Origin of the sequence: Denitrificimonas caeni DSM 24390 (assembly GCF_000421765.1) — a bacterium.
GTDB classification, from domain to species: Bacteria; Pseudomonadota; Gammaproteobacteria; order Pseudomonadales; family Pseudomonadaceae; genus Denitrificimonas; species Denitrificimonas caeni.
In genome coordinates, this window is record NZ_ATXQ01000002.1 from 198,752 (window position 1) to 225,268 (window position 26,517).

Sequence of the window (26,517 nt, forward strand, 5' to 3'; positions counted from 1 at the left end):
CTATGATTGCTGAACCTGCGCCTTACGTTCTTGTGCTTTACGTTTGATATATGCCAGCGCTTCAGCTAAACGCAGCTCATGGGCGTCGCTGGAGGACGCTGACGGCTCACGTTTCTTTTCCTTGATAAAGTCGTTGATGCGCGGCCAAAGAATCACCGCCTCTTCCTCAGTCATATTGGTACGCATACCGATAACCGTGTCCTGAATGGTTTTCAAAACAGCGGTTGTCACAGACTTAGAAAGGATTTCATAAGCACCCTGAAATGGATTGACCTCACGTATCAAGTCGATATTCAGGTGTTCAATATTCACAAATTTATTGCCAATCAGCACAAACTTGCGGTTTTTCTTTGGCTCGTCACCAGATGCAGAAGGCCCACCTGTTATTGGCGTTTTATAATCAGCTGGCTCGGCTGCAATCTCAACACCAGCCGGTAAATCAGCCTCATCAAATAGGCCACCTGTAGATTGGATGACCATAGACGTATAAACCGCATCGGCAACCGTTTGCACTTCGCTTGCATCCATGTCGGGATATAGCTTTTCTATCACCTTGGGGATAGCAACCTCCGCAAGCACTTCAGTGTCATCATTACCTGTAATGGCTGGCGCTATCACTTCAGGTGTTTGCAGAATGGCAGCCTTGATGTTGTCCATGTTCTCAAGCGCTTTAACAACCTTGTCTGATACCGGCGCAGAGCTGTCTTCAATAATGACTGTACCCGGCGCAACCATTTCACCCAGCTTCATCTTGGAGCGCGGCTTAAAGTTAATCGCTGGCGCTAGCACCTGTTCCATCAATAGCGACACAGTAATGGCTTTAAGCATGTTGTTGACTGAAACTTTTACATCGTCATCTTCGGCATCAGGTTGGGCAATTAAGTTAGTAAACTGCGCATGCGTTTTGCCCTCAGAGTCACGGGTAGCTCGACCAATAATCTGCACGATCTCTGTCAGTGACGACCGGTAACCAATCGTTAGAACATGCTCGCACCAAGGCCAGTCAAAGCCTTCTTTTGCCATGCCTAGCGCAATGATAATGTCCATGTCTTCGGCTTTGTTGATACCGCGCAGATAGTTTTGTATCTCAACGCGCATTGGGTTGTCATCAACAAGATCCGCGACTTTTAAGAGTCTGCCGTCCTTAGTGCGCACGGTAATGATGCCGGTTTGCATATCCTTCTCAACCACATCGCCAATCACATCGAGAATATGATCCACTTCGGAATATTTGTCCTTGGTGGACTCGACCGAGTTGACGTTAGGGATATGGATGATGGTTTTCTTGCTGGTATCCAGCACTTCATGCAACGCATCAAGGTAACGACCAGTGTAGAAGTGGTAGCCAATACCGAGGGACTTTAAGTGCTGGTAGCCATTTAACTGCTCATAGTACGAGTAAGTGACTTGGGTGAACTGTTCTTCATCTTCTGGCAGCAGAATAGGTACGGCGTCGCCACGGAAATATGAACCAGTCATGGCCACAATATGTGCATTAGAGCCTTTCATCACGCCGTCAATTAACTCGCCAAGACGGTTGTCACCCTCGGCAGAGGTGTGGTGAAACTCATCAATAGCCAGTAGTGTATTGTTAAAGTCTGACGGCTGTAATTTCTGGTAGGCAAAGCGCAACGTTGCGTGGGTACAAACAATGATACTGGCGTGCGGGTCAGACAGAAAACGAATAAACGCATCCACCTTCTTGCCTTCGCCACCGGGAATACACAGGTTATAGCTCGGCTGAATAACCCAGTCGGCAAAGAAGCCGCCATCTGTCAGCTTAGTGTCTTTAAACGAGCCACCAATCGACATTTCAGGTACGGCAACAATGACCTTTTTCAACCCTTGTTTGTGGAGCTTATCTAGCCCTAAAAACATCAGCGCACGCGACTTACCTGAGGCTGGTGGCGCTTTAAGTAGTAAGTACTGGGCATCACGTGCCTCATAAGCACGCGCTTGCATTTCACGCATACCCATCGCATTTAGGTTTGAGCTTTTGCCGGTTTGTTTGTAATTAACGGTCAACAATTCATCCATGCTCACTTACTTCCTTTGATTGTTTTTTTGGCTGGCGCTTTACTTTGCTCTGCAGCAATCAGTTTTTCATAACGTGCAAATAGATGCTCAAGGCGCTCTGAAGCATCCCTAAAGGGTCTATCGCGGTAGAGTTTCTCAACAGCTCGGTCTAAGGCTTTGTGGGCGTCTAGCAACGGTTGAGGCATTTTGTCGGGATCATACAAATCAGCAAGCGTTTTACTAGGGTAGTCTTCTCGAGTTAGTAAAATTTCCTCAGCAAGCGCTTCAATTTTTTTTCGCTGTTGATCTGATGTTTCTGGCCAAGGAAATGAGTTGTAAACTAATGCGGCTGAGTAACGATAATGCTCTCGCATCCTACCGCAAGTAAGGCGCATCCAATCCATATGCATTGTTGATGACAATATTGAAAACTCGAACAAGCCTCCACCAGGCACTATTTGTAAAAGGTCTGTGCAAACCGTATCAGAACTGACTATTCCTAAAGGCAAATAGTAGCGGCGCCTTGTTGTCACCCTAGGAACTACTATGTAAGAGCCGTTACGAGGATGATTATCTTGCCAGAAAACATGTGGCGTTTTAGACAGAGCTTGAGTTTGTTTGTTGGTACTTTGCAATCGCATTTCTGATACAAGTTCAAGCCGCTTTCTAATGATAGGAGACATGCTTTCTATATCATCAGATGTTGCCTCTGCAAGCCACAGTACCCAGCGGTCTTTGCTTTTCAAAAATTCATCAGCACCTATAACTTTTTTAATCCATCGAGCACTTGCTGAATCTTTAGCTAAAAGCTCATCTTTTTGCTCAGTATTAAAGAATAGATGACCACCATCAGTAGGCTGACTGCCTCTAACCATTTTAACTTGGCTAGAGAGAGGCCTTGTACGGCTCTCAATAGCTAGAGCACTACCTTCAATTAGATATGGACTAATATTGCTTACCGTATGACAAACCCAAGATTCTCCATCTGGCTTGAATAGTTTTTTTCCAGTATTTTTATAACCAAGCCCTATAATTGCAACATGAACACCTGCATTTTTTTTAGCATTATTTGTCCAATCAAAAGTTTGCCAAGCAAAGCTTATGCTTAAGCCTAAATCAAATATTTTTGGCCAAATTAAGGATACCTGCTCACCTTGAGTTATAGAGTTGGTCGATACAAAGGCAAGACTGTTTTTCGTATCTTTAATATACAAAGCACCAAGCCAAAACCATGAAGACACAAGATCTAAGTCTTTGTATTTTTTGAAGTCAGCGAAGACTAAATCCATGCCTTTATTTTGCGAAGCTGTCCTAGAGTTATAGCCCGCAAACGGCGGATTACCACACACATAAACCTCATAAACTTCGCCCTGTTTGTTTTCTTTTGGACAAATCTCTTTCCAATCAATGTGTAGGCTGTTATCGCATACGATATGCCCAGAGTCACGCAAGGGTAGCGCCGCATCGGCATATCCAAACTTAGCTTTAAACGCTGTATTCATCTGGTGCTCAGCCAACCATAAAGACAAGATCGCAACCTCATGGGCAAAGTCGTCGATCTCAATGCCGAAAAACTGCGATAGGCGTATACCTGAGTAATACATGACTGATTGCGCACCTGTTGCGTTCAAGGCATCAATGATTTCCATTTCCAGCTTGCGCAGCTCTTTATAAGCAATAATCAAAAAATTGCCCGAGCCACACGCTGGATCAAATACTCTTAGGTTCTGTAAGCGCAGCAGCAACGCCTTGAGCTTGCGCTCGTTACCCTGTGATTTCTCTAGCTCGCCATACAGCTCATCCAAAAACAAAGGCTGTATTACCTTCATGATATTAGAAACAGAGGTGTAGTGCTGCCCTAGGTTGCCGCGCTGCTCTTCATCAATGACCGCTTGGAACATCGAGCCGAAAATATCAGGGTTGATTTGTGACCAATCCAGTGAGCCGCAATCAAGCAGTATTCGCCTAGCTTTAGCACCGAACTCTGGCACCGGCTCATCAACCGCAAACAAACCACCGTTAACAAAGGGAAACGCCTGAAAGTGTGATGGCATGGCTTTGCGTGCTGGCGCATTATTATCTAGGTTCAATACCGTAAATAAGTCAGTGAAAAACTGATCAACATCTGAGCCATCGGCTTTGGTATATAGCTGAAGAGCTGAAGTCATCTGTGCTTCGGCAAAGATACCGGTATCTTCAGCATAAAAGCAGAACAGTAGGCGCGTTAAAAACACATTGAGCGCGTGAATGTCTTCCGCTTTAGTAAGATCATTGCGCTCACGAATCATGTCAAAGAGCTGGCCCATCTTCTCTGAGGCTTTAAGGTCGGCTGGGTGCTCTGAGTACATCACCGCCTTTTCATAACCAGCCAAAGGTAAGAAGAAGCCATAGTCTTTGTGTAACTCATCAATCGCCACCTCAAGGCGCTCGTCTGCTTTTAAGTCATAGGCAACAAGCGTTTTAAAGTCGGTAGCAATAACAAAACGAATATCATTACGGGTGACAGCATCCAATGTTTTTAACGCATCAGCAGCCTCGCCAACATCAGCACCTTGGCTAACGTGCTTAAAGTAGAGCTTCTTTTTAACGCCAATGTCCGAGCCTTCACCCACATTGCGGTCATCATCGCTGTTACGCAGCCGTGTGACGGTGCTTTTAGGGAAACCATAGGCATCCATAAACTGATAGATGAACTCATCAGGATTGAGTTTCAAGCAAGCCTGCTCTAATAAATTTAAAATTGTGCCCTGATTAACAGCCATGCTAAATCCTTTATTGAAGACGTAGAAACTCTAAGTGAAATGACGTTAGTGCCCAGTGATTTCAGCAAGATGCTGGCACTCTTGGCAAGCGCGGCATTCAAAGCTTAGGACTATAGCAAATATGCACAGATAAGGATTTGGTTGGTGTGACCATAAATCTAATGCCGTGACTCACCTAGATTTTTCCTTGTGCGCGTTTATTGCTTGCTGTTCGTAAAAGGTAGGGTAAGAATTAAAAACTGAGTATCGTCTGAGTATTAACTTACACAAAAGCAAGCTCATAAAATATATTTAATAACTCACCACAGTGCTTGCCTAGCAACAACAACTATACATAGCGCCGCTCTATACGCTCAGAACCTGTACGAATTGCGCGATGGTTGGGTTAACTTAGTGAAACGCCCTGTGCGGAGCAGTATGCAGGGTGTTGTGGGGACTGAGGGCTAGAAACCCTCGGCTACCCGATTGTTTTATTTACTAGCCTTAGTATATTTTTCTGTGTAAATATCTTTCAAACTGTTCAAATCAAGCTTATGTGCATCTATATACCGCTGTACTTCTTGATCAGATACTTCATGAATATTGAGTTTAGCAAACTCTTTAAACAAACCCTTAACATTAGACTTTAATCTATTCAATCCATTCTTCCTCATAACTTCTACATCATGAGTAAAATCACCGTGATAAGATAGTTTTTTGGTTGGTATAACTAATACTCGTTTACATGGTTTGTTATCGTATACGCTTTCAAACCATGCACTATGAGAATTCATTTGCCCCGCTTCATGCTTTGATATTTCAGCTCTCTCTTCTGAGACTTCATTTTTACATTCAAGTAAAAAGAAATAGTCATCTACGCCACACCATAAATTATCTGGGCCTTTTTTAATTTCTTTGTCAGGCCTTTGACTCAAGAAACCTATTACAACACCAAGCTCCTGAAGTGAGGATTCAAACTTCTCAGAAGGCATTCCAAAAGATAGGTTTTGCAACATACCGTCGACAGCAAGCATCATATCTTCATAACCAGCATGTTGTTCAATCCAATTTTTAATTCGACTAATACGATTCTGATTCATATATTCAAGCTTTTTGTAGCTAATACCATCTCTAGGCTTAAGTAGTTGTAAATTCTTCTGAAAGGCAGATTTCTGATATGCATTTGAATCAACTTTACTTGTTCGATACTTGTATCTTGCTAACAGTTGAAGATACCACCCTCTTTCTAAATCATCTGAGGAGAACTTATCACACAGTTCTTGAGCGAAGTTACAAGCCTTATCATATTCGCCAATAGAAAATTGCTTTTCTGCTTTGTATTCAAGCTCTAAAGCTTGATATATGGTATGACTATATTCGGTTTCCTCTAATTGATCCATTTCTTCAGAGTAATATTCTTTCCAGCCTTCATCTCTAGACAAAACCTGTTGAATTAGACCAACTAAAGTCTGAAATGAGTTAACCTCTTTGGAGTCTTCGACTGCAAATTCAGCAACCTGCATTCCAATTTCAATTTGCTTTCTTGTTTGTGGAGAAAAATATTTTGATGTCAGGGGACTTTTTGCAAACTTAACTAAATCACCTCCAACTAATATAATAACGCTATAATCCTTCTCACCTCTTACACTTCGCCCTAAACCTTGTTCCACTTTTTGAGCGACTCTTATATTAATAATGTCGCTAGTTGATCTGCAATCTTCCTCATAACGATCTAACAACGAATCAAAGTAAGGTTTAGAGTCCAAAATCAAGATTCGACATGCATTATCTGGCAAATCAATACCGTCATAACGATTTGCGAAAGCTAAAGCATGCTCAAAATTTTCATTCTTAAGTTTTTGAACGTATTCAAATAAGTTATCAGAGGTCGCTACATGAGCGCCAATTTTTTCATATTGCTGTTTTCGATTAAAACTTGGTATCAAAGAAACTATGCCAAACTGCCTTTCTTTATTTGGCTTTAATAGCCAGCTTATCACTGAGTCTCTATCTAATCTTTCATCGATCAAAGATGGCAATAAAATCATTTTTTCACCAGACCACTTCAGAACTCCATTACTTAATGGATTTTCTACAGAAGCAATATCGAATCCTAAACCTTTGATAAAAAATGAATCGTCTTGTGTTGTAGCTGACATTAGTATTCTATGTTCGGCACGGCTAAAGCTACCGAAAGAATCTATAGGCATAGCGCTAGGTGATATTTCAAGACTATTACCAGATATAAAAGCCTGGCAATTAGATAACTGGTCTTTTATGACAGGCCAAACGAACGCAACTTCACTGCTATCTTTATGATCAAGAATAGCTGCTATAACATCATCTTTCTTATCTTCCCAACTCCAATAAGGAACAGGAAGCATCGTATTATAATCACCACTTTTAATCTCTAGATAACTCCCTTCTCCTTGGTTGCTTATATCCTCTTCGAAAATACTAAGAAGTTGCTTATAAAGACCGTGCTCTTTATTTACTTTTATAGTTAGAGCATTTTTTATTGAGTCAATACAGGCATGTGAATCATCGAGGACTATTGAATTAACAATAGTTGATTTATTACCAATACCAAAAACACTTTTCCCATTGAAAATTTTTTGAACATGGGTAATTAACAACTTTTTCCCCAGCAGAAACTCATCAGGTAAATCTCTTCCTTTTGAGAAGTCACAGTAAGCTATTCCAAATTTTCTCGCTTCTAATTTAACTTGTTCTGCTAAATATTTATTAGGGCAAACAAATACAGCAGGCCCTTTATCCGCATTGATCTTTGATTGCAGTATTAATAAACCTATTAGAGTTTTTCCTTCACCTGTATGCAGTTTTACTATGGTGTTTTTATTCTCTACTCGGGTTGCAAACCAATTAGTTAGAATTTTTTCTTGAGAATCTCTAAGTGGCCCAGCTTCGCTTCTCCGATCCAAAGAGTCATAAATTTCTACAGGATTTAGTTTTTTTACAATGTCTTTCTTTTTTAACCTTTTCTTAAAGTCGACCATCATTTGCTCCCTATCGATAGAAATATAACGCCCGCAACACTAGATAATTTGGAGTGAAACGGAAAATTGGACTAAGTGTTTACGCTTGTGTACGCCCAGCATGGGCATGAACTAATGAGGTGAAAGTCCTCTGTAGGAAGGTCACCATCCTTAGCGATTTATGATCGTTATTAGATGTTAACTACTAGCGAATGGCAAGGGCAGCTCCGCGAGGCGCTGCCTGAAGGAAGCCGGACGCAAAACTGCGAGCTGATGAACAAAAACATCATATGAGGCGTAGGCTGAAGGCGAGTTGGCACAAGACAACGAAGCCACGTGATCTAACAGCCACCGTAAATGATGCAGCAGTGCAGTGACAGTACATGCTCTTATCTGGAGAGATCTGCTTAACAAGCGATCGGTAATACACCAGTTAGGCTCTGGTTAATAAGTGCCTTGGCTCTAAGGAATGTATCAACCTTGCTGCATTCATTGGCATCCGAAAACGCTGCTGAAGTTTAAGCAGAGTATTCGCAAATTCACGAATCTTAACTGGGGTATGCCTATGAAATACCAGCTGTTTAAGGTCAATCAATATTTACGCGGTTGGATAAATTACTTTGGTATCGCCAGTGGCTATCAGCACGGCATTGAGCTGGATCATTGGATCCGGCGCAGGGTTCGAATGGCCTATTGGCGACAGTGGCGAAAGCCACGCACGAAAGTAAGAAACTTAATGCGACTAGGCGTTTATATGCAAGCTGCAGTTGCATGCGGTATTACCAGCAAAGGCCCATGACGTAGCTCTAAAACTCCGGGAATTAATCAGGCGTTATCAAATGCTTACTTAAAATCTCAAGGTCTATACGAATTACGCGATGGCTGGATTAAGTTTCATCACTCTTAGTGAAACGCCCTGTGCGGAGCCGCATGCAGGCTGTTGTGGGGCTGAGGGCTAGAAACCCTCGGCTACCCGATTATAACTTGCAGCAAAGTGATTAAATATATTCAGCGCGCCCGCATGCTTTCGGTAGAGCCTATAATGCTTTTATAATATTTATTATTAATTGTGGATTCTTTAGCTCTTCTGAAACTTCACCATTCTGGCCGTAAAGCCCTTTATTGCATATTGCATTCAATTTTTCTGCAGCTTGATCGTTAAGTAATTTTGGATATATTTGCCTATACGTGTTCGTAGTAACTCGCAACTCGGTTAGCGCTTGTAGTATTTGTGGCTCTGATATTTCGCGCCCCAAATTAAATGTAGGAATAAAAATACTTAGAAGGGCTTCTCTTAAATTATTTTTTAATTTTCGTCGGCTGGATATTTTTGAAAGCAACAATCCCAGTAAGAAGGTTAATAAGCCTGGAAGCCAACCATTAAAGAACCCGAGGAGCGATATTTTCCACCAGAGAATATCATTTATTATGTAGCTCATTTTTCTCCTTCATTATTTCACTTCGATAAGCTGTGGCACGCATAGGTGGTGGCAAGTTATAACGCCGCATTCAGCGGCTTGTCCGCTGCAATTTCTTGTGTACGCCCAGCATGGGCATGAACTAATGAGGTGAAAGTCCTCTGTAGGAAGGTCACCATCCTTAGCGATTTATGATCGTTATTAGATGTTAACTACTAGCGAATGGCAAGGGCAGTTCCGCGAGGATCTGTCTGGAGGAAGCCGGACGCAAAGCTGCGAGCTGATGAACAAAAACATCATATGAGGCGTAGGCTGAAGGCGAGTTGGCACAAGACAACGAAGCCATGTGATCTAACGGCCACCGTAAATGATGCAGCAGTGCAGTGACAGTACATGCTCTTATCTGGGGAGATCTGCTTAACAAGCGATCGGTAATCCACCAGTGAGGCTCTGGTTAATAAGTGCCTTGGCTCTAAGGAATGTATCGACCTTGGAGAGCGAATTAGATGCAAACCGATAGCGCGAACAGAGGCAACTCTGTGAGTGATTAAGCAGAAGTCAGCAGACGGCATAGTAGCCAAACGCCCATCGTAATGGTTGGGACACGGTGAAGGCCTGAACATTAAGAACAAAGGAGGAGCCTTGTCACACTTGAACACACGAACGCCGTCCGGCGATGACGTGACTCAGCGTAGCGATATGAAGCCAGCCTTTAGCAACGATCTATTCGAGCACGTGCTGCAGGAAGATAACCTCTCTGCGGCATGGAAACGTGTTCGAGCCAATAAAGGGGCCGCTGGCATCGATGGCCTTACCGGTAAGGCGTATTGAAATAGCTAAACCAGATGGCGGCACTCGTCAGCTGGGAACTGATTGCGTCATCCAACAAACCATTGCCCAAGTATTAACGGCTATTTTCGATCCTGATTTTTCTGAACACAGTTTTGGATTCCGTTCAAGTCGTAATGTGCAGCAAACAGTTGTTGCAAAAATAAAAGCAGTTGCCTATTTTTGAGATGTGCTTAAATATTCAGGATATAAGTGGCTGAGGGCGATAAGTTATGTTTGTAGCAGATAAGGCACGGGAGCTTAATGAAAATAAGAGCGTAATCGGTTTGCGTACTGCGATCAATATTCTTGATAAGTGGGGTGCTAGCGTGACGCAAACATCCTCAGTTCTGCGTATTTCAGCTAGTACTTTTGCTAGCGTTGAAAGCAAAGAAGATACGGATTGGTCAACCAGCTTTGACGCTGATGTAATACAACGCATCAGCCTCGTCCTGAATATACATAGCGCTTTACGTTCAATCTTCGACAATCCAGATAACGTATACGGCTTCGCGGGCATGAGAAACGATAACCATTTTTTTAATGGCCGCTCTCCGCTAGAAGTCATGGCTCAAGGTGACCTTGTATCGCTACATGAGACTTTCAGGTGCATTGATTCTTTACGACATACAATTCACTGATAAAGAGTTAGCGGGTCTATGGCAGTGAAAACGGTTTTATGAGGCACAAACTGAGTCGTTAAAAATCAGTTTCAGTGGCAGAAAGTTGCGCAAGCTCATCTGCGTGCGCTCCATGGGCGTTTAGTCCGTTGAGCAGATCCACCTCTGAAAAAGGCAAGCCGACCTTGTTTTGCTCTTTCGTAGATGCAGTAATAATATTTTGTCCTATGCGAGCTCGGGCTAAGGTCTTATAACGATGCCGAATAGCTGCATTTGTGACCCGACGTTTAATTTTACTTTGCATGTGTGCCCCGCATATTCAAAACAGTGTTATCGAGCAATACACCAACTACCGAGTTTTCCACGGTAGTTCCGGTAGTCTTATTAATCTGGCCTGAAAAATGGTGCTTCAATGAAGCACGATAAGTTCAGATGCCTAGAAACGTTGGCTTTTTACTCTACCTATTAGTTTGATAGCAATGATCCGCTTGGATATACTGACAAGCGGATCTAAAATAGAAGTGTACCTACCCGTATCAGCCATACGCTTGAGCTGACGGCATCCAGTAAACATTCTTACCTAACCGCCCAAATCCTGCTGCTGGTCTATGTCTATACGCTATGCGCTGGTTATCAGCCATAGCACTCTGACCATCAGCATCACGCACATAACGCGCTAGTGTCATTGCTGGCGTGGTGCCGTAACGTGCGCCAGGAGAAGCGCAAGTCCAGATATGACGCAGTGTCAGAGCTACTTCAGGAGCAATCTGATCTAAGTAAGCTAAACCTTGTGCACACGCTTCAAGCGTTAGATCGGCATGGTCACACAGGCGCGCTGCTGCAGTTTGGTTGCCGTTAATGTCATAGGTATAGGTTTTACCGATATCGTGCAGTAGACCCGCTACGAAGCCTATCTCTTGCAATACTCTTGGCATTTCCGGCTCATTAACTTGAATCATGCTGAGCACATTCTGCGCGACCTCCAGAGAGTGCTCAAGCAGGCCGCCAGCTTCATTATGGTGATAGCCTTTACTAGCAGGTGCCTTGAGAAAAACCTCAAGGCTACGCTGCCGCTCCAGTACAAGCTTGATAAAGACTTGTAGGGCTGTGAACTTGAGTGAGCGAACAGCTACTACCAATCTATCAAGAGCTTCTGGTTTTGGACAAGCAAGCCTTGGCAAAGTCTGTAGGGCTGGCAACAGGGCAATGTCCCGCCGCATTGGACGGTGCATTTTATTGAGTAGAATGACATCGCCATCCATGCTTGCATGTTGTTGTCCTTTGACCGTCACCAACTCCATGTGTCCAAGTTTTTCAGGGATCACTAAAGAGTCAATCACGGCCAGAGCGATATAATCATTCGCACAACTGCTGAGTCGTAGGCGCAGATAAGGAATACCGTCATCGTCAAATGAAGCCACTCTGCCAGTTAGACGGAAGGTACCGCTAAAGCTTGCATGCTCTATTGGATGCAGATTATTCAGTTTCATAAGTTAACTCCTCGCTGGCAACGACTTCTTCAATGACACGACTCTGGATTAAGCGCTCGAAGGCACTGCCATCCATACGAGTCAGATTTGGAATGTAACGTGAGTACACTTTGAACAGCATTTCAGTTGATGAATGCCCTAAGGTGCGTGCAACCCACTCAGGGTTTTCGCCAGAAGCAAGTAGTAACGTGGCCGCAGTGTGCCGTGTCTGATAGGGCCGACGTTTTTTCAGATTCAGTGCTCGCAGCAGTGGATACCAGACGCGCTTAGTCACATTATTATGATCAAGTGGCTTGGCCTCACTGTTGCAAAATACAAACTTACTCAGCTTGCCTGTTGCTGCATGCTGCGCTTTGAGTGCTTCATAGACAGGACCAAACATCGGTATTTCACGCTGAGAACCATTTGTTTTAGTGTATTCAGTCTCGCCATTGATTAGCGTTTCACGCACTAGAATCTCTCGTCTTTCAAAATCAACAAACTCCCATTTGAGACCGTCAATTTCACCGGTACGCATGCCTGTATAAAAACGAAGCAAGTAATAGTTGCGGTAATCCTCGCGGACAGTTTGCAGAATCGATTCCACTTCTGTCAGCGAGAAAGGCTCGATATGCACCTTTTGCAGTTTGAGAGGCTTGATGTTGCGGAACGGGTTTTCAAATTCATACCTGTCAGCCGCTTCAGTCAAAATCATCCGCAAAATGGTCATGTGATTGTTAATCGACTTTGAGGACATTAAGCCGCTAGCACCACGACCTTTACGCCGTGCCATTTGGTTACGAGCTTCAAGAATGTCTGCCTTAGTAACGTCGCCTGTGCGTTTGTTCTTAAAGCTTGGCTTCAATGAGCTTTCAATAATGGACTCAACATTACGTGTGTGTGAACTGCGCCACTGGATTTTCATTTCGATAAACCATTGGTCTGCAAATTCTGAGAAGAGCGGCGTATGACTAGCTTGGGTATTATTTGCAGCTAGATTAGCGCACTGCTCACTACTTTGAATTACGCCAGCATCTTCAAGCTTCTTCAGATTTTTGCTGCCCGGAAAGAAACCTGCGTAATCAAAGTTTCCAACCAGTATCTTTGCCTCCATTCGTTGAATAAGCGTTTCCAACTGCTTACGGTTGCGAGCAGAGTCAACAAGCAAGGTTTGCTCCCTGCATCTTACGCCTTGGTAGTTGAAGTCAATAAAGAGCTTTTTCGTGTCTGAACGCGCTCGTACACTAGCCATTACAAACACCTCCGTTTGCCATTGGAATAGCTAAGCTGCTGCGAGCCATTGCAAGCATGTCGCGCTCGATAATTTCCCAGATGTAAAGAATCTTCCTTCCGCCAAACGGACGAATGTAGTGTTTACCTTCTAACAGGACGCTGTCTTTCAAGCACTGACGAATAGTCCGAGCATCGTATTTGATGCGTTCAGAAAGCTCTTCAGTTGTCAGGTATGTGTTATTCATGAGAACATCCTCAATCCAGATTTAATAATCAATTGATAACTTTTGTTATCGCATGAGCATTAATATACCTAGCTTGATGATAATAGCAAGCGTCAAATGATAGTTTTTATTATCAAAGGATAATTTAATGATTCGCTTTCACCTGAAAGAGCTTATTGCAGATAAAGAATTTGCAGAGAAACGTAGGATTACGATTGGAGAAATTTCTAAAGAGACAGGAATAAACAGGATGACATTGTCGAAAATAATTAATCACCCAGGACACAGCACGGTGACTGATAATCTCGACAAGCTTTGTAATTATTTTGACTGCAGCGTTGAGCAGTTAGTAACTCATATTAAAGATATTGAGGATGATGTTACTGAAGAGCAGAAGGATAAAAACGAGTAGCTTAAGTGTCGTTAGCATGCGCTAAAAATGTGTGTGCCTTAAAAAGACTTACGGTCAGAATCCGATAACGCTAAAAATCAGGTTGTTCAAAAAAGGCACGCACAGGGCACGGCTAGGGCACGGAGATGATTTATGCCTGTTTTGAGCAAAAGTATACAGGCATAAAAAAACCCCTAACTTATTGAAAGTTAGGGGTTTAGTATCTGGTTGCGGAAGCAGGATTTGAACCTACGACCTTCGGGTTATGAGCCCGACGAGCTACCAGACTGCTCCATCCCGCGGCGCAAAGTATAGCGTCTTTTCGAACCCTGTCAAACGATTACTGTATTTAAATTCAGTAAAACGCCCGACTTAGAGCCCTCTAGTGCTAAGCTAGCGTCTCTATAGGCACGGCGCATAGGGGTTACAGAGGTTTTGAGTTCGCGAAAAATAATTCACATTGATGCTGATTGTTTTTATGCAGCCATTGAAATGCGCGATGATCCGCGCCTACAAGGCCGTGCTGTGGCCGTGGGTGGCTCGGCCGATCGACGCGGTGTGATTGCGACTTGCAACTATGAAGCACGCTCTTGGGGTGTGCATTCCGCCATGCCGTCTGCGCGCGCACTTAAACTCTGCCCTGACTTGGTCATCATTAAACCGCGTATGGATGCTTATAAAACGGCATCACGGCAGATCCACAGCATCTTGCACGACTACACCGACTGCATTGAACCGTTATCTTTAGATGAAGCCTTTTTGGATGTAACTGACTGCACCTTATGCTCAGGTAGCGCCACCTTAATTGCCAAAGAGATTCGCAGCCGTGTTTGGCAAGAATTGCGCTTGGTGGTGTCGGCTGGTGTTGCACCGAATAAGTTCTTAGCAAAGATTGCTTCAGACTGGCGCAAACCCGATGGTTTGTTTGTGATCACGCCAGATCAGGTGGATGACTTCGTATTAAGCCTGCCGGTCAAAAAACTCCATGGCGTCGGCAAAGTCACGGCGGCAAAACTGGCCGCGATGGGAATCAATGATTGCGCGCAACTGCGTGAACACAGTCCACTCGGCCTTGCCAAGGCTTTTGGCAGCTTTGGTGAACGCTTATGGTCATTGGCTCGCGGTATTGATGATCGCCCAGTGCAGCCCTTCAGCCGCAGGCAAAGCGTCAGTGTCGAACACACCTTTGATAAGGATCTTCCGGATTTAGCCGCTTGCCTGGAGCAACTCCCTAGCCTGCTCGAAGATTTAACTCGCCGCCAACAGCGTTTGGATGACAGTTACCGCCCAGAGAAGCCCTTTGTGAAAATAAAATTTCACGACTTTACCCAGACCACCATTGAGCAATCCGGGGCGCCTCTTGAACTGGACAGTTACCGCTTGCTGTTATCAGCAGCTTTTATGCGCGGTAACAAACCGGTGCGTTTACTAGGGGTTGGCGTACGCCTACTGGATCAACAACAAGATGCCGTGCAGTTGGAGCTATTTAGCCAGTGAGTGCTTTCAAACCTGTTCTTTTAATCAACCCGAAATCAGACGCTGACCCATGCTGAGCTGGATCAGTTATCTCGGACTGGCCTTATCGGCCTGTATCGCCGCGACTTTACTGCCAATGCAATCAGAAGCAGCGCTGGTGGCTCTACTGACCTTTAAACCCAGCGCGGTGTACTCATTGGTGCTGGTGGCCTCGCTAGGCAATATAGCCGGCTCGCAGATTAACTGGTGGCTGGGTACGCAGTTGCAACGCTGGCAAGCTCGCCGTTGGTTTCCTGTCACGCCAGCGCAGCTTGAACGCGCACAGCACTGGTATCAACGCTACGGCCGTTGGAGCTTATTACTGAGTTGGCTGCCGATTGTTGGTGATCCATTGACTTTAATTGCCGGTGTTTTGCGCGAGCCTTTTTGGCGCTTTACCTTATTGGTGAGCATCGCCAAAACCAGCCGCTATATTGTCTTAGCCTATGTGACGTTGTATTTGCTAAACCCTTAACAGATCAGCAGCGCGTGATTAGCCCATCGCCGTAGCGGTTGTGACTGTAGGATGACAGGCTGCTACTGTATGATGACGCAACGTTTACCTTTCTGAGCCTTATTTTTCTTATGTCCAAGCAAACGCCTCCATCTGCAGTCAGTGCAAAAAATGACGCTATTTTATTTAAGCTGGCTGACATTAAACCTGAAGAATATCGTCAGCAAACCCGCAAGGCGACCTGGATTATCATTGCGATGTTTGTTGCGCTGGCGATGTTAATTTCCAGCTTACTGGTGATGTTTTTTGGCGAAGCCGGCGGTGATAATTTCCGCTTAAATGTAGCAGGCGTTGCCGCTGGCGTTGTGATTACCGCCGCATTGGTGCGCTTGGTATTTAGCAAACAACCTTGGATGGCGGCTAACGTCTATGGCTGGCAGCTCAAACGTAGCTTAATGAGCATCACCAACGTCATGCACAATGTCACTGACGGTGTTGCCGCGCGCAATCCTGCCGCGATGAAGCTGTTACGTTTTTATCATTTAGGTCTGATCCAAATGCATCAACTCGATGGTAATACCAGCGAAATCAGTCAGATCGTCTACGAAGCGGATGCTCATAAACAGAGCATGCAAGAACTCGGAATTGACAGCGATCAGCAGGCGCTGGATCCCGTTTGGATTAAGGCGGTTAAAGCCAAGTAGTTTCGTAGCAAGAGAATGAACTACCCACCACTTTAGAAATGGGGGTTTCCTAGGTAATGCACAGACTTGATGGGGTGCGCTGCACTCCATCAGAGGTTATGCAAATTGACTGGGCTAACTCCCTCGCACCGAGGGTTTTTGTAATGGATAGCAAGTAGCGCAAACCTTCATTGAGAATATTGATACTGGCGTTATAGTCACGATCTAGGACAGCGTTACAACTCGGGCATTGCCACTGCCGTATGGCGAGGGTGAGTTCACCCCTGCCAAGAACATGACCGCAGCCTGAGCAGGTCTTAGAGGATGGAAACCATCGGTCTATCTTGACCAGCTGCTTGCCATACCAATCTGCTTTATAAGTCAGCATCGTGGCGAACTCTGACCATGAGCTATCACTGATCGCTTTAGCTAAACGTCTGTTTTTTACCATGCCTTTGACATTCAGGTCCTCAATAACAATCACATCGTGGTTTTTGATGAGATTGAATGAGGTTTTGTGCAGAAAGTTTTTACGGCAGTTGGCTATTTTCTCGTACACCTTGGCAACTTTTAATCGCTGCTTTTGGTAATTGCGGCTTTCAGACAGCTTACGATTGGCGGCTTTAGCCACCTCCCTGCGCTTGGCTAAAATCTTTTGTTCACGCGCCAGTTTCTTTTCGTACTTGGCTAGAAACTTAGGATTAACGACTTCGGTTTTATCTGATAAAACAATAAAGTCTGTTATGCCTAAATCAATGCCGACACTGCTGTTGGTTTTAGGCAAAGGCTGCGCAATGGTTTCAACCAGTACACTGACAAAGTATCGACCCGCTGGGGTTTTGGATACCGTGGCGCTTTTGATCAGGCCATTAATCTCTCGGTCAATCTTGGCTTTGATGAGACCGATTTTAGGCAGTTTAATTGAGCGACTGGTAACAGCCACCGTGCCTTTTTGGTTGTTGGTGGTGTAGCTGTCCTTAATGCCTTTTCTCTTGAACTTAGGAAAGCCAAAACTGCTTTTGAAGAAGCTCTGAAAGGCTTTTTGTAGATCAAGCTGGACGTTGGCCAGCGCCAAGCTGCCCACTTCTTTAAGCCATTCAAACTCTTTTTTATATTGGGCGGGAGTGTTTTTCAGCGTGGTCTTGGTTTTTTCGTAATGCTCGATTTTATCGTGAAGCATTTTATTCCAAACAAAGCGAGCGCAACCAAACGACTTAGCAAAAAACTCTTGCTGTTCAGTGTTTGGATAGAGCCTGTACTTATAGGCTTTTAGTATGCATGCACTCATACTGTATATAATGCCAGTAGCCTGCTGTAATGCAAAGGCTTCATAAGACAACAGGCTAGCGCCTGCACCACATTCATCCCACCACCTAAGAGGTGGGGGAACTCTGCGGAATCTTTGTTAAACGAGAGCAAGCATGCTGGATATACGCAGCATGCTTGCTCTGTTGTTTTACATTTTCTTAATGGTATGAACATCATCTTTATTGATGCGAACTGGCTTACCATCAATTTGCTCAAACTCGTAGAAGCCACTGTCCTCATCAAAACCTGGCTTATCTGTGGTTTGTATCTGAGTACCATCTTTTAAGGTCATCACTGTTGGTGATGCACAACCCGCTAATGCTAAAAAAGATGCAGCGGCAAATAAAGCTGTCAGGTACTTTTTACTCATCATAAATTATCTCCATGGTAATTATGTATTCGTCACAAAATATGACTGCATGAGCTCTCTACAAGTTCAAAACAATATTTACAGACCTCTATATTCCTTATTCTGCAGAGTCTTGCGCGCTCAACATCTCTAAATCAGCCAACCATTCTTTGGGCACATCGCGCTTTAAACACAGCTGGCACTGCTGACTTTCCACATCAAAGACAATTACCGCCTGTTTTTTATCAAGCGCATGACGCACACGCTCAATACGTGTGTGCAGTGGCGTCTCATCGCCATTATCAGTGCCATCGCGGGTCACAAAATCTTCGATTAAGCGCGTTAATGTATCGGCTTCAATCTGTTCAAAAGGAATTAACATAGAAAACTCATGCCTGACATGGACTAGCACTTTAACATGCCCCAGCATGCGGCACGGGTAAAGCGTGTGAGCCAAGCTTAAATTCAAAATGTGTAAGCTGCACCACGATATAATGCCGCATGGCTGAGTAACGCCAATCGCTATTAACGTGAGCAACTGTGTGCTGAATCGGCATGGTTTGCATCGGCGGCTATTTTACTTTTTTAATGACTAAGCGACTTTCAATGAATGACTTTTTACAAACACTTTTACACTGGTCGGCTAGCAGCAGCTACTGGCTCGGGGCAGCTATTTTTCTTGTGGCATTATTAGAGTGCCTGGCCTTAGTCGGTATTCTGTTACCCGGTGTGGTCTTACTCTTTGCTCTTGCAGTGCTAGCGGGCAATGGCGCTCTAGATTTATCCAGCGTCCTGCTGCTAGCTTGGCTCGGAGGCTTGTCTGGCGATATTTTATCGTATGCCCTCGGCCGTCGTTTACAGCATAAAGTGCCACAGCTACCCATCATTCGTAATCATCCGCAGTGGCTGATTAACGCTGAACTGCATTTTGCACGTTATGGTGTTTTAAGCTTGTTAGTTGGCCGTTTTATTGGGCCGCTACGTCCTGTATTGCCTCTGGTCGCAGGCATGCTGGCGATGCCGCTGACTCGCTTCGTGGTCGTGAGTCTATTTGCAGCAGCAGGATGGGCAGTCGCTTATCTGTTGCCTGGCTGGATGGTCGGGGCCGCTCTTGAGCTGCATCCACCAGAACTTTTTTGGCAGCAAACGGCGTGGGTCGCCAGTGGCATCGCTGGCTGTGTGTTAGTCAGTGTTTTGGCCTGCTTACGAGGCTGGCGTACAGCCAGTGTCGTAAGCGCGGTAGCATCGGGTTTAACCCTCGTTGTTTTAATGCTGAACTGGTCATCTTTATTAGTATTTGACCTGTACTTGCATGACCTTAGCCAACTGATCCGCACTGTTTGGCTTGATCAAACCATGGTTTTAATAACCCGCTTAGGCGATTTTTCCACGCAAATCACCGTGAGTTTTATCCTCTGCGCCCTACTGCTATTGTTTAAACAGTTCCAAGCCCTGTTTTTTACCAGCACCACACTCATCACCACGGCCGTGAGCAATTACCTACTCAAGCATTATTTTGAAAGAGCTCGACCCTCAATCCTACTGGAACCACTACAAAGCTTTAGCTTTCCAAGCGGTCACAGCGCCTCTGGGTTTGCTTTTTTTCTAGTGCTCGGCGTGCTAGCGAGTCGTCAACAGCCGCAGCGCTGGCGAATTATCTGGCTATTAGCAGCCTTCATCCCTGCCGCCAGTATTGCCTTATCTAGAGTGTACTTAACCGCACACTGGCCTACCGATATCTTGGCCGGCGCGCTGTTAGCCAGTTTGATTTGCTCTGCAAGCCTTGCAATAACACAAATAAAACAGCCCATACCAGCATTATCCAAGCGACATTGGCTAATGATCCTACCTGTACTCTTGGTTTCATTTACAGTGCTGGTAAGTTGGAACCTGTATTTAGCCTTAAAACTGTATGCTTATTAAAAATAACGAAGGGATGACACGTCTTCACGTCATGTCATCCCTTCTTCTTTTATCCATAAATTTGATCATGTGATATTTCACATGGCAACTTCCATGTTAAGCATCCTTGCTTTAAGGCACCACTCCTTGTGATGCAATACGCTAAATCTATTAATTAAATAAATCCTTTTTTTCATCATCCTGATGATTTTCAATTAATATTTACCACTCCCTATTATTTATCATCCTTAATAAATAAAACTTAATATTATTTAACTGATAGTTTATTGCGGTTCTTTTCAAGAATAGCCATACCAATACCTTTTACTTCCAGCAACTCATCAATAGAAGCAAAAGCGCCGTTGGCTTCTCGATACTCAACAATGGCGCGTGCCTTAGCAGAGCCAACACCATTGAGCTCGCGTGCAAGCGTCTCCATGTCAGCAGAGTTTATATTCACTGCTGACTGCTCAATACTTGCAACAAGCTGCGCTGACGGTGCTGCTTTGCTTTCAGCGGCAATTGCTACAACACTGCTAACACTGAGAACAGCAGCCATCAGAGAATTAATAATATATTTACGCATAGAACACCTTCCTTGTGCTTTAATATTTACAGAGGTTTTTATTGGTTACGAATATCAAAATAGACTTTAAATATTGACTGTCAAATATAAACGTGAATTCGTGACTTAGAACACAAAAAGAAACATGAAAGACTCTATTTCTTACTCACTAAATTTAAAATTTTATTGGGTTTGTAGCCTTTGACTACATCTCAATTGATTACCAAAACAGGAACACCGTTGCCACCCAGCTTTTTACGTTGCTCCCTGCCCTCTGTTGATTTCCCCACATCATATTCAAAGTACTTAATGCCATTTTTATTGAGCAGCTCTCGGGTTTTAGCGCAATAACCACACCAAAAAGTGGCATACAGACAATAACAACCCAAGCGCACCCTCAAACAAATACGGGCAGGCGCAATGCCTACCCGTACAGTATTGCCAGTCACTCAGTATTAACGCTGATCTTTAACGTTTTGTGCACTGACAGGCGCGCCTTGGTTGCCCCATGACGCACGGATATAGTTAAGCAAATCTGCCGCTTGCTGATCATTAAATTTCCAATCATAAGCAGGCATGTTATAGCCAATGTGCGCTTTGGTAGTGGCCGTCTGACCACCATGCAAAAGGATATTCACTAAGCTCGCGGGATTATCAGCAAGCACAGTGCTGTTGCCAGCTAACGCAGGAATAATATGATCGCGCCCTACACCGTCACTGCCATGGCAGGTGCCACAATACATTTTATAATCTGTTTTCGCTGACTCGCTGGCTTGCGCCAGTTGCGTTGGCGCGCTTACAGGCGTGGTCGAGAGGCTTCTCACGTAAGTGACGATGCTGTTTAAATCATCTTCTCGGAAATGCTGACTGCTGTGGGTAATCACGTCAGCCATTGGGCCAAGCACAGCTTCCTTATCACTACGGCCAGTTTTGAGTAACGCCACCATCTCTTCTTGGCTATACAGATCGCCACGAATATCACCAGCGTACCAACCATCAAGCTCAGCGCCTTTTAGATAATTGCCATTTGCACCATCGAGCGCCAATTCTTGCATGGCAAAACCACGCGGGGTATGGCAAGTACCGCAGTGAGCGGCACCCTGAACTAAGTAAGCACCACGATTCCATTCATCACTTTGTTTGTTATCAGGCTCAAACTGGCTGTCGTCATGATAGAACCATTTCCACACAGCTAAAGGCCAACGCATGCTCAAAGGCCAGATAATATCCGTAGGACGATTCGCCACCGCTTGCGGCTCTACTTCATCCATCAAGTAGCGATACAAGGCTTCCAAATCCTCATCACGCATTTTTGCATAAGAGGTGTAAGGCATCGCTGGGTATAAATTATGACCTTCTTTGGCAACTCCGTCGCGCATGGCTTTAATAAAATCTTCTAGCGTGTAATTACCGATGCCATGGGTTTTATCCGGGCTGATATTGGTTGAATACACGTCACCCACGGGCGTAGGGAACGCCATACCGCCAGCGAGAGGTTGCTCACTATTACTCGTATGGCAAGCAACACAGTCGCCTAAAGTTGCAATGTATTCGCCTTCTGAAGCTTGCGCATTCACCGCAGGTACTGACAAAGCCAGAAGTAATGAAGTTATAGCTAAGGTTGAGCGGCTCATTGGGCACCTCCAGCTTGCATGGCAATTAACTCATCAACCGCACGTATACCCTGCTCAATGGCAGAATGCGCATACGGGCTCCAATCTGAATCAGAGTTGGCGATGGTGATGTTACCGATCGGCTGGCGTGCCGTTGTAATGATTGCCTCGGCTTCGTCTTCATCATCAAACAGCGTATTGACCGAGTAAGAGTAACCGTGCGACCAACGGTTCAAAGTAATCGCAATGATGTCTTCTTCATGATTAAAGCCCACACCCCCCAGCATGTCTTGCAGTTGTTCACGGATGATTTTTTCATGCTCTGCAAACGACATACCCAGCAACATCGAACGTCCTTTACGCGATTGCTCACGCGAAGGTAAAGCACTGCCAGCTAAGTTAGGTACATACACCATGTGCAGTACCACAGGTTTATCTGGCGAGTCTGGATGCTCGTAACCACCCATATTCACCGGAAAATCGAGTTTAACCATGCAATACGGCGCTGTTGGGCAGTAGATATTGTGCACGCCCAATTTCATAAACGTCTGCCAGTTACGAATCACCACATTGGAATACACCAGCGGCGCTTTAACATTCTGCAGCAGCGCTTCTTTTTGCGCTTCTGACACTTCAGGCACCATGTACGGGATCATCATGTTGTAACCGGCCATCACTGCTTGCTTAGCGCGGACGCGATGCACTTGCTGCTGGTTAATGTAGGCCACATCAACCGCAGCACTGCCATCTTCAAGAGTAATATTTTGCGCATGTAAACCGGTACTGCTGAGACGTAAACGCACATTATGCTCAGGCTTATCAAGCTGGTTGTAATTAAATCTTGCTGATATTCATCATAGTACAGTGCTGAGTCGGCTGAGTCCTAAACTCGACAGCTTTAATCGACTATGGCGTCACGATACGCAGACTTTTCACCCAAATCAGCTCACAAGCGCCATTGCCCGTGTCATTTCGAGTCAACGAGCTACTCCAACGCCAATCACCATTGTTGGAGATCACATTGACTAGACTGCCCGATATTTCGACCAGATCACCTTGTCGTATTTTCTTGATGGTGCTTTTTACTGATTCGTTAGCAGGAATAAGATGCATATTGGCACTGCTTGTTTCTATTTCATTGCGCGGGATTGGAAACGAATCAACCCGCCAAAAATAGAACCGACCTGACTGGGAAATTTTAATCTGCCCAAGAATACGCTCATCCGACATATTGCCCCAGCCGAGCGCCAAGTCAGTGGGCGACAGATCCGCCTCTCGACCCAAATGATAGTTTTTCTTTGCGAGCACTTTCGCCTTAATATCGAACTGCGCAAGCTCGCTAATATTGTAGTCATCTATACGATGACTTATCGGCGCATCTATATTTCGCTGTATAGGTACTGCAGGAGCCATCACCCCAGGCCCGAGTTCAACCTGGCCGCTGCGGTTATAAAACGTCCAACAGGCAGCAATGATCAACAGCCAAATAATTAGTTTTTTCATGAATAACTCAGCTTTAGATAAGGCTTAGGACCCAGCGCAATACTAAACATATTTAGCCCTGCACCGCTGCTGCTTGTGGGGTTCGAAAAATCAGTGTTACAAGAATAGTGTAATTTATTCAGACCAACATTTTATAGATAAGCAGAGCTGAATCCACCATTCATATACGCGGCAATCAGCATAATCACAAAACCAATCACCTGTATTTTGAATGGCCCCTTAGCATCCTGCCAGTGAACAATTAAATACACGATGGCGACTGGAGCAATAAACAAGACAGCAAGGCCCCATAAAATGCTTGTCCTGAAGGCCGCAATAAGGAAACCAATTCCGCCAATAAAAAACACCGCAAGACCAAGATATAAAATCAATTCATTCATACTGCATTCCATTTTTAGTTTTTAGCGCTGTTCACAGCACAATTTTAAGTTTTACTGAAGATCCATTTTCTTACTAGAGCGTTTCCTTATTACTTCACTAAATATTAATAAGCAAAAGATCGGCGCGAGAAATAAAGCAGTCGAAAATATATCGTCGAACGTATGGTACTTCTGATAAATCATTAGCGCTATATAGAGCACGAATGACAGCACGGATAACGTCAAAGCAAGCGTGCCTCGTGAAGACAAGAAGATGACAAACACAAGTGCTAAAGCAGTATGAGTGCTGTAATCAAGATCAAATTTTGGCCATATTTCAAATCGATTATCGACCGCCATTACCAAATAGACGATAAGCACCGATAGCACAACTGAGCCAAGCTGAAGGCAGTGTTTCTTAAAGCCATTTCTGAAAATATCCACAGCAAATATAAACAATGAGATAAAAAATAATACTGGTATATAAGAGTCAGCAATAAAATCAAGCCGTTGATAAGTAAACATTCTTTTCCTAATTAAAAACAAAAAACCAAACAGCTCGATTATGAGCAAACTGTTTGGTTTTCTTTAAGTTTATTTACGCCCAAGTATTCTTAAGATACGCAGAAACAAGTTGATTATGTCCATATACAGCGCGGCAGCACTGTCTATCGCATTATCGAGGGTTTTCGGTATTTGATTGGCACGTCCCCAATCGTAGCCGATATATCCACAAAAAATTAACACTACGATCCAATCAAGAACCCCATGATGAATTCCAAACACGAATATCTCAACCAACTCCACCACGATGACAAGGAGTAAGGCGATAGTCAGCGCCCCTGATATTTTTCTGAAAAACTCAGGAAAAATCGTGCCTAGACACATCATGCCAATCGTCACTAAACCGGTAATTCTAATCGCTTCCGAGACCAGCTCTGCATCATAGCGACTGACCACCAAATTAATAATGAGGCCAAATGGCACAACAACGAAGTTATAACCAACAAAGCTAACCAGTGGATTATTGGACTTACTGAACAGGTAAATACCAAAAAAACAGGACGCAAAATAGCCGATAAAAAACACCCATGGGCTTATATTGGCTATCGACTTAGGGTCAATATTGGTCACCATGAACCAGTTGATAGCGAAACCCCAGGCTAGAGTTAAGCCAATCACCAAGTTATACGCTGCTGCACCAATAATTGGATCGCTAGTGCTGTTTCTATCAAATACTTCGACTTCCATGTTTAGTACTCACTGTAGTTCGGAGCAAAGCTCACCAGAAATTATTTTATAGTTTTCGTGACGCTCTATTTTATTAGTACTTTTTACAATGCTAGCGCTGGAATTAAGCCGCGCGAAACCCACCTAGCGCAACGAAATTTTAAACGATGGCAGTCTATCAAATAAACAAAAAAACTTTAGCGAGCCAAGATTGCTTCAATTGAAACGATGACCACAGCGCATCAACACCAAGCAGAGTAAGCAATGCGCCTGCACCGATGCGAATGGGTAAGCCAACCACCCCGTAGAACATAACGCAGATTCCCAGACCTACAAAAAGTAGACCCGCCACCGCCCAAACAATCCGGTACACACCGCCAGCAAAGTATGGATTAGGGTTCTGACGATCCTTCATAGCATCACCTATCAATAGGTTAATGAGCTTGGAGCAAACAATGACCGCTGGCCCAAGCTCAAAGTGAACGCCTTACTGTATCTTTTTAATTTCACAAGCAATGACGACCTTATCTATTGGCACTATTTTCCCTTGCGGATCAGGAAATATCGCATGCCTTATTCGCCTGCGCTAGCATCAGCGGCTTGCCAGACAATAAACGATCCCTGCATAGCTGAGGAAGCCTCAAGAATCACCTGAAATGTCTCGTCTTTTGCATAACCATCAATGTATTTAGAAAACCCATCAAAGAACAATTCACTTGCGCCAATAGCATCGTTGGGAATACGCAATAGATTGTCTTTACAGCCAATGTACCAATATGGGAAAGGCAGAAAGTCATCTTCGATAGAGATAGCAATCAAACTGATATCGCGCCACTGAACACTGCCATGCTCAGCACCATGCTGTTTCATCGTAATACCGCAATCGTCAAAACTCACCGCTACAGCAGAGTTCCCTTGAGTCTTAGTGGATCGTGTTTTTTTCTTAAAAAACTTATCAAAAAATTTGAACATGGCTTGGCTCAATATCTACTTTTACGCTGTGCTACGGCACAAGATAGGCTTTAATCTTTTGTCAGCAAACAGCTTGTGTAGCGAGAAAAATATCGTAAAGATGCAGCCACAGCGTCAAACCTGAAAAA

General features: G+C 44.3%; 29 protein-coding genes and 1 tRNA gene. 9 read left to right on the forward strand and 21 right to left on the reverse strand.

Translation table 11 applies throughout. The annotated features are described in order from the left end of the window. The 3 genes from H591_RS0103815 to H591_RS0103825 all read right to left on the reverse strand — a co-directional run bounded on the left by H591_RS0103815 (position 1) and on the right by H591_RS0103825 (position 7,777). Entirely contained in the window at positions 1-2,037 is a 2,037-nt protein-coding gene (locus H591_RS0103815; RefSeq protein WP_022965624.1) for a DEAD/DEAH box helicase, read from the reverse strand. A 2-nt stretch (positions 2,038-2,039) separates the two neighbouring features. Beyond that, positions 2,040-4,778 carry a class I SAM-dependent DNA methyltransferase gene (locus tag H591_RS0103820; RefSeq protein ID WP_022965625.1) on the reverse strand — a complete coding sequence of 913 codons (2,739 nt, stop codon included), beginning with the start codon at positions 4,776-4,778 and terminating at the stop codon, positions 2,040-2,042. A gap of 470 nt (positions 4,779-5,248) precedes the next feature. Beyond that, the gene (locus H591_RS0103825) at positions 5,249-7,777 is read right to left on the reverse strand and encodes a DEAD/DEAH box helicase family protein (protein ID WP_232362416.1); all 2,529 of its coding nucleotides are present in this window, start codon (positions 7,775-7,777) and stop codon (positions 5,249-5,251) included. Positions 7,778-8,222: 445 nt separating this feature from the next. Between H591_RS0103825 and H591_RS16140 the strand changes: the two genes are divergently transcribed. Next, entirely contained in the window at positions 8,223-8,552 is a 330-nt protein-coding gene (locus H591_RS16140) for a group II intron maturase-specific domain-containing protein (protein WP_028244153.1), read from the forward strand. 238 nt (positions 8,553-8,790) lie between these two features. On the opposite strand, the gene H591_RS0103835 is transcribed toward H591_RS16140, so the two are convergent. Next, positions 8,791-9,192 (reverse strand): hypothetical protein, encoded by a 402-nt coding sequence (locus tag H591_RS0103835; protein WP_022965627.1) that lies wholly within the window; start codon positions 9,190-9,192, stop codon positions 8,791-8,793. Positions 9,193-9,813: 621 nt separating this feature from the next. Here H591_RS0103835 and H591_RS16275 point away from each other — a divergent pair. Genes H591_RS16275 through H591_RS0103850 form a run of 3 tightly spaced genes read left to right on the forward strand, consistent with a single transcriptional unit; the run spans position 9,814 to position 10,640 of the window. Next, entirely contained in the window at positions 9,814-10,002 is a 189-nt protein-coding gene (locus H591_RS16275; RefSeq protein ID WP_211219950.1) for a hypothetical protein, read from the forward strand. Continuing rightward, a complete protein-coding gene (locus tag H591_RS16280) occupies positions 9,977-10,186 on the forward strand; it encodes a hypothetical protein (protein WP_022965629.1) in 210 nt (69 codons plus the stop codon). Before H591_RS16275 ends, H591_RS16280 begins: the two co-directional genes overlap by 26 nt. Positions 10,187-10,232: 46 nt before the next feature. Next, positions 10,233-10,640 (forward strand): hypothetical protein, encoded by a 408-nt coding sequence (locus H591_RS0103850; protein WP_022965630.1) that lies wholly within the window; start codon positions 10,233-10,235, stop codon positions 10,638-10,640. Between the two features lie 58 nt (positions 10,641-10,698). Here H591_RS0103850 and H591_RS0103855 read toward each other — a convergent pair whose 3' ends face one another. The 4 genes from H591_RS0103855 to H591_RS0103870 form a co-directional block, all read right to left on the reverse strand. Beyond that, entirely contained in the window at positions 10,699-10,923 is a 225-nt protein-coding gene (locus H591_RS0103855) for a hypothetical protein (protein ID WP_022965631.1), read from the reverse strand. A 232-nt stretch (positions 10,924-11,155) separates the two neighbouring features. Beyond that, the gene (locus H591_RS0103860; protein WP_022965632.1) at positions 11,156-12,109 is read right to left on the reverse strand and encodes a TraI domain-containing protein; all 954 of its coding nucleotides are present in this window, start codon (positions 12,107-12,109) and stop codon (positions 11,156-11,158) included. Then, positions 12,096-13,340 carry a tyrosine-type recombinase/integrase gene (locus H591_RS0103865; protein ID WP_022965633.1) on the reverse strand — a complete coding sequence of 415 codons (1,245 nt, stop codon included), beginning with the start codon at positions 13,338-13,340 and terminating at the stop codon, positions 12,096-12,098. Before H591_RS0103865 ends, H591_RS0103860 begins: the two co-directional genes overlap by 14 nt. Then, the gene (locus tag H591_RS0103870; RefSeq protein ID WP_022965634.1) at positions 13,333-13,566 is read right to left on the reverse strand and encodes a hypothetical protein; all 234 of its coding nucleotides are present in this window, start codon (positions 13,564-13,566) and stop codon (positions 13,333-13,335) included. The genes H591_RS0103865 and H591_RS0103870 overlap by 8 nt, the downstream gene beginning before the upstream one ends. Before the next feature lie 127 nt (positions 13,567-13,693). Here H591_RS0103870 and H591_RS0103875 point away from each other — a divergent pair, with 127 nt between their 5' ends. After that, a complete protein-coding gene (locus H591_RS0103875) occupies positions 13,694-13,957 on the forward strand; it encodes a helix-turn-helix domain-containing protein (protein ID WP_022965635.1) in 264 nt (87 codons plus the stop codon). Positions 13,958-14,161: 204 nt separating this feature from the next. Here the strand turns inward: H591_RS0103875 and H591_RS0103880 are convergent. After that, positions 14,162-14,238 (reverse strand) — tRNA-Met (locus H591_RS0103880). Positions 14,239-14,371: 133 nt separating this feature from the next. On the opposite strand from H591_RS0103880, the gene dinB reads away from it, so the two are divergent. The 3 genes from dinB to H591_RS0103895 all read left to right on the forward strand — a co-directional run bounded on the left by dinB (position 14,372) and on the right by H591_RS0103895 (position 16,609). Next, positions 14,372-15,433: a DNA polymerase IV gene (dinB, locus tag H591_RS0103885; RefSeq protein ID WP_022965636.1), complete on the forward strand. Its 1,062-nt coding sequence runs from the start codon at positions 14,372-14,374 to the stop codon at positions 15,431-15,433. Positions 15,434-15,482: 49 nt separating this feature from the next. Next, positions 15,483-15,926 (forward strand): YqaA family protein, encoded by a 444-nt coding sequence (locus tag H591_RS0103890; protein WP_022965637.1) that lies wholly within the window; start codon positions 15,483-15,485, stop codon positions 15,924-15,926. A 110-nt stretch (positions 15,927-16,036) separates the two neighbouring features. Next, entirely contained in the window at positions 16,037-16,609 is a 573-nt protein-coding gene (locus H591_RS0103895) for a DUF3087 family protein (protein ID WP_022965638.1), read from the forward strand. Between the two features lie 49 nt (positions 16,610-16,658). On the opposite strand, the gene tnpB is transcribed toward H591_RS0103895, so the two are convergent. The 3 genes from tnpB to H591_RS0103910 form a co-directional block, all read right to left on the reverse strand. Then, positions 16,659-17,876: an IS200/IS605 family element RNA-guided endonuclease TnpB gene (tnpB, locus tag H591_RS14790; RefSeq protein WP_232362418.1), complete on the reverse strand. Its 1,218-nt coding sequence runs from the start codon at positions 17,874-17,876 to the stop codon at positions 16,659-16,661. 168 nt (positions 17,877-18,044) lie between these two features. Continuing rightward, the gene (locus H591_RS0103905; protein WP_028244155.1) at positions 18,045-18,266 is read right to left on the reverse strand and encodes a YgdI/YgdR family lipoprotein; all 222 of its coding nucleotides are present in this window, start codon (positions 18,264-18,266) and stop codon (positions 18,045-18,047) included. A gap of 97 nt (positions 18,267-18,363) precedes the next feature. Then, a complete protein-coding gene (locus H591_RS0103910) occupies positions 18,364-18,627 on the reverse strand; it encodes a YheU family protein (protein ID WP_022965641.1) in 264 nt (87 codons plus the stop codon). Between the two features lie 224 nt (positions 18,628-18,851). Here H591_RS0103910 and H591_RS0103920 point away from each other — a divergent pair, with 224 nt between their 5' ends. After that, positions 18,852-20,168 (forward strand): bifunctional DedA family/phosphatase PAP2 family protein, encoded by a 1,317-nt coding sequence (locus H591_RS0103920; protein WP_022965643.1) that lies wholly within the window; start codon positions 18,852-18,854, stop codon positions 20,166-20,168. Between the two features lie 247 nt (positions 20,169-20,415). On the opposite strand, the gene H591_RS0103925 is transcribed toward H591_RS0103920, so the two are convergent. The 9 genes from H591_RS0103925 to H591_RS14805 all read right to left on the reverse strand — a co-directional run bounded on the left by H591_RS0103925 (position 20,416) and on the right by H591_RS14805 (position 26,389). After that, positions 20,416-20,733, reverse strand: a complete 318-nt coding sequence (locus H591_RS0103925) for a ComEA family DNA-binding protein (RefSeq protein WP_022965644.1) — start codon at positions 20,731-20,733, stop codon at positions 20,416-20,418. A 191-nt stretch (positions 20,734-20,924) separates the two neighbouring features. After that, on the reverse strand, positions 20,925-21,161 hold the full coding sequence (locus H591_RS16285) for a glutaredoxin family protein (protein ID WP_084702557.1): 237 nt from the start codon (positions 21,159-21,161) through the stop codon (positions 20,925-20,927). A 6-nt stretch (positions 21,162-21,167) separates the two neighbouring features. Next, the gene (locus tag H591_RS0103930) at positions 21,168-22,346 is read right to left on the reverse strand and encodes a c-type cytochrome (RefSeq protein ID WP_022965645.1); all 1,179 of its coding nucleotides are present in this window, start codon (positions 22,344-22,346) and stop codon (positions 21,168-21,170) included. Beyond that, positions 22,343-23,128 carry an FAD-dependent oxidoreductase gene (locus H591_RS14795; RefSeq protein WP_022965646.1) on the reverse strand — a complete coding sequence of 262 codons (786 nt, stop codon included), beginning with the start codon at positions 23,126-23,128 and terminating at the stop codon, positions 22,343-22,345. Before H591_RS14795 ends, H591_RS0103930 begins: the two co-directional genes overlap by 4 nt. 103 nt (positions 23,129-23,231) lie before the next feature. Continuing rightward, entirely contained in the window at positions 23,232-23,828 is a 597-nt protein-coding gene (locus tag H591_RS0103940) for a hypothetical protein (protein ID WP_022965647.1), read from the reverse strand. A 131-nt stretch (positions 23,829-23,959) separates the two neighbouring features. Beyond that, a complete protein-coding gene (locus H591_RS0103945; protein ID WP_022965648.1) occupies positions 23,960-24,208 on the reverse strand; it encodes a hypothetical protein in 249 nt (82 codons plus the stop codon). Positions 24,209-24,781: 573 nt separating this feature from the next. Beyond that, the gene (locus H591_RS0103955) at positions 24,782-25,438 is read right to left on the reverse strand and encodes a Bax inhibitor-1 family protein (RefSeq protein ID WP_022965650.1); all 657 of its coding nucleotides are present in this window, start codon (positions 25,436-25,438) and stop codon (positions 24,782-24,784) included. 157 nt (positions 25,439-25,595) lie between these two features. Continuing rightward, positions 25,596-25,832, reverse strand: coding sequence for a hypothetical protein (locus H591_RS0103960; RefSeq protein WP_022965651.1), 237 nt, complete (start codon positions 25,830-25,832; stop codon positions 25,596-25,598). A 158-nt stretch (positions 25,833-25,990) separates the two neighbouring features. Next, positions 25,991-26,389 carry a hypothetical protein gene (locus H591_RS14805; protein WP_022965652.1) on the reverse strand — a complete coding sequence of 133 codons (399 nt, stop codon included), beginning with the start codon at positions 26,387-26,389 and terminating at the stop codon, positions 25,991-25,993. Between the last annotated feature and the right edge of the window lie 128 nt (positions 26,390-26,517).

Coding starts and splice junctions, on each gene's coding strand:
- H591_RS0103820 (WP_022965625.1), bottom strand. CDS start 4,778: ATGGCTGTTAATCAGGGCACAATTTTAAATTTATTAGAGCAGGCTTGC.
- H591_RS16140 (WP_028244153.1), top strand. CDS start 8,223: ATGTATCAACCTTGCTGCATTCATTGGCATCCGAAAACGCTGCTGAAG.
- H591_RS0103905 (WP_028244155.1), bottom strand. CDS start 18,266: ATGAGTAAAAAGTACCTGACAGCTTTATTTGCCGCTGCATCTTTTTTA.
- H591_RS0103860 (WP_022965632.1), bottom strand. CDS start 12,109: ATGAAACTGAATAATCTGCATCCAATAGAGCATGCAAGCTTTAGCGGT.
- H591_RS0103865 (WP_022965633.1), bottom strand. CDS start 13,340: ATGGCTAGTGTACGAGCGCGTTCAGACACGAAAAAGCTCTTTATTGAC.
- H591_RS0103945 (WP_022965648.1), bottom strand. CDS start 24,208: ATGAATGAATTGATTTTATATCTTGGTCTTGCGGTGTTTTTTATTGGC.
- H591_RS0103940 (WP_022965647.1), bottom strand. CDS start 23,828: ATGAAAAAACTAATTATTTGGCTGTTGATCATTGCTGCCTGTTGGACG.
- H591_RS0103960 (WP_022965651.1), bottom strand. CDS start 25,832: ATGAAGGATCGTCAGAACCCTAATCCATACTTTGCTGGCGGTGTGTAC.
- H591_RS0103955 (WP_022965650.1), bottom strand. CDS start 25,438: ATGGAAGTCGAAGTATTTGATAGAAACAGCACTAGCGATCCAATTATT.
- H591_RS0103850 (WP_022965630.1), top strand. CDS start 10,233: ATGTTTGTAGCAGATAAGGCACGGGAGCTTAATGAAAATAAGAGCGTA.
- H591_RS0103855 (WP_022965631.1), bottom strand. CDS start 10,923: ATGCAAAGTAAAATTAAACGTCGGGTCACAAATGCAGCTATTCGGCAT.
- H591_RS0103930 (WP_022965645.1), bottom strand. CDS start 22,346: ATGAGCCGCTCAACCTTAGCTATAACTTCATTACTTCTGGCTTTGTCA.
- H591_RS0103890 (WP_022965637.1), top strand. CDS start 15,483: ATGCTGAGCTGGATCAGTTATCTCGGACTGGCCTTATCGGCCTGTATC.
- H591_RS0103920 (WP_022965643.1), top strand. CDS start 18,852: ATGAATGACTTTTTACAAACACTTTTACACTGGTCGGCTAGCAGCAGC.
- H591_RS0103875 (WP_022965635.1), top strand. CDS start 13,694: ATGATTCGCTTTCACCTGAAAGAGCTTATTGCAGATAAAGAATTTGCA.
- tnpB (WP_232362418.1), bottom strand. CDS start 17,876: ATGAGTGCATGCATACTAAAAGCCTATAAGTACAGGCTCTATCCAAAC.
- H591_RS16280 (WP_022965629.1), top strand. CDS start 9,977: ATGGCCTTACCGGTAAGGCGTATTGAAATAGCTAAACCAGATGGCGGC.
- H591_RS0103835 (WP_022965627.1), bottom strand. CDS start 9,192: ATGAGCTACATAATAAATGATATTCTCTGGTGGAAAATATCGCTCCTC.
- H591_RS0103910 (WP_022965641.1), bottom strand. CDS start 18,627: ATGTTAATTCCTTTTGAACAGATTGAAGCCGATACATTAACGCGCTTA.
- H591_RS14805 (WP_022965652.1), bottom strand. CDS start 26,389: ATGTTCAAATTTTTTGATAAGTTTTTTAAGAAAAAAACACGATCCACT.
- H591_RS0103895 (WP_022965638.1), top strand. CDS start 16,037: ATGTCCAAGCAAACGCCTCCATCTGCAGTCAGTGCAAAAAATGACGCT.
- H591_RS0103815 (WP_022965624.1), bottom strand. CDS start 2,037: ATGGATGAATTGTTGACCGTTAATTACAAACAAACCGGCAAAAGCTCA.
- H591_RS0103825 (WP_232362416.1), bottom strand. CDS start 7,777: ATGATGGTCGACTTTAAGAAAAGGTTAAAAAAGAAAGACATTGTAAAA.
- H591_RS0103870 (WP_022965634.1), bottom strand. CDS start 13,566: ATGAATAACACATACCTGACAACTGAAGAGCTTTCTGAACGCATCAAA.
- H591_RS0103925 (WP_022965644.1), bottom strand. CDS start 20,733: ATGCGTAAATATATTATTAATTCTCTGATGGCTGCTGTTCTCAGTGTT.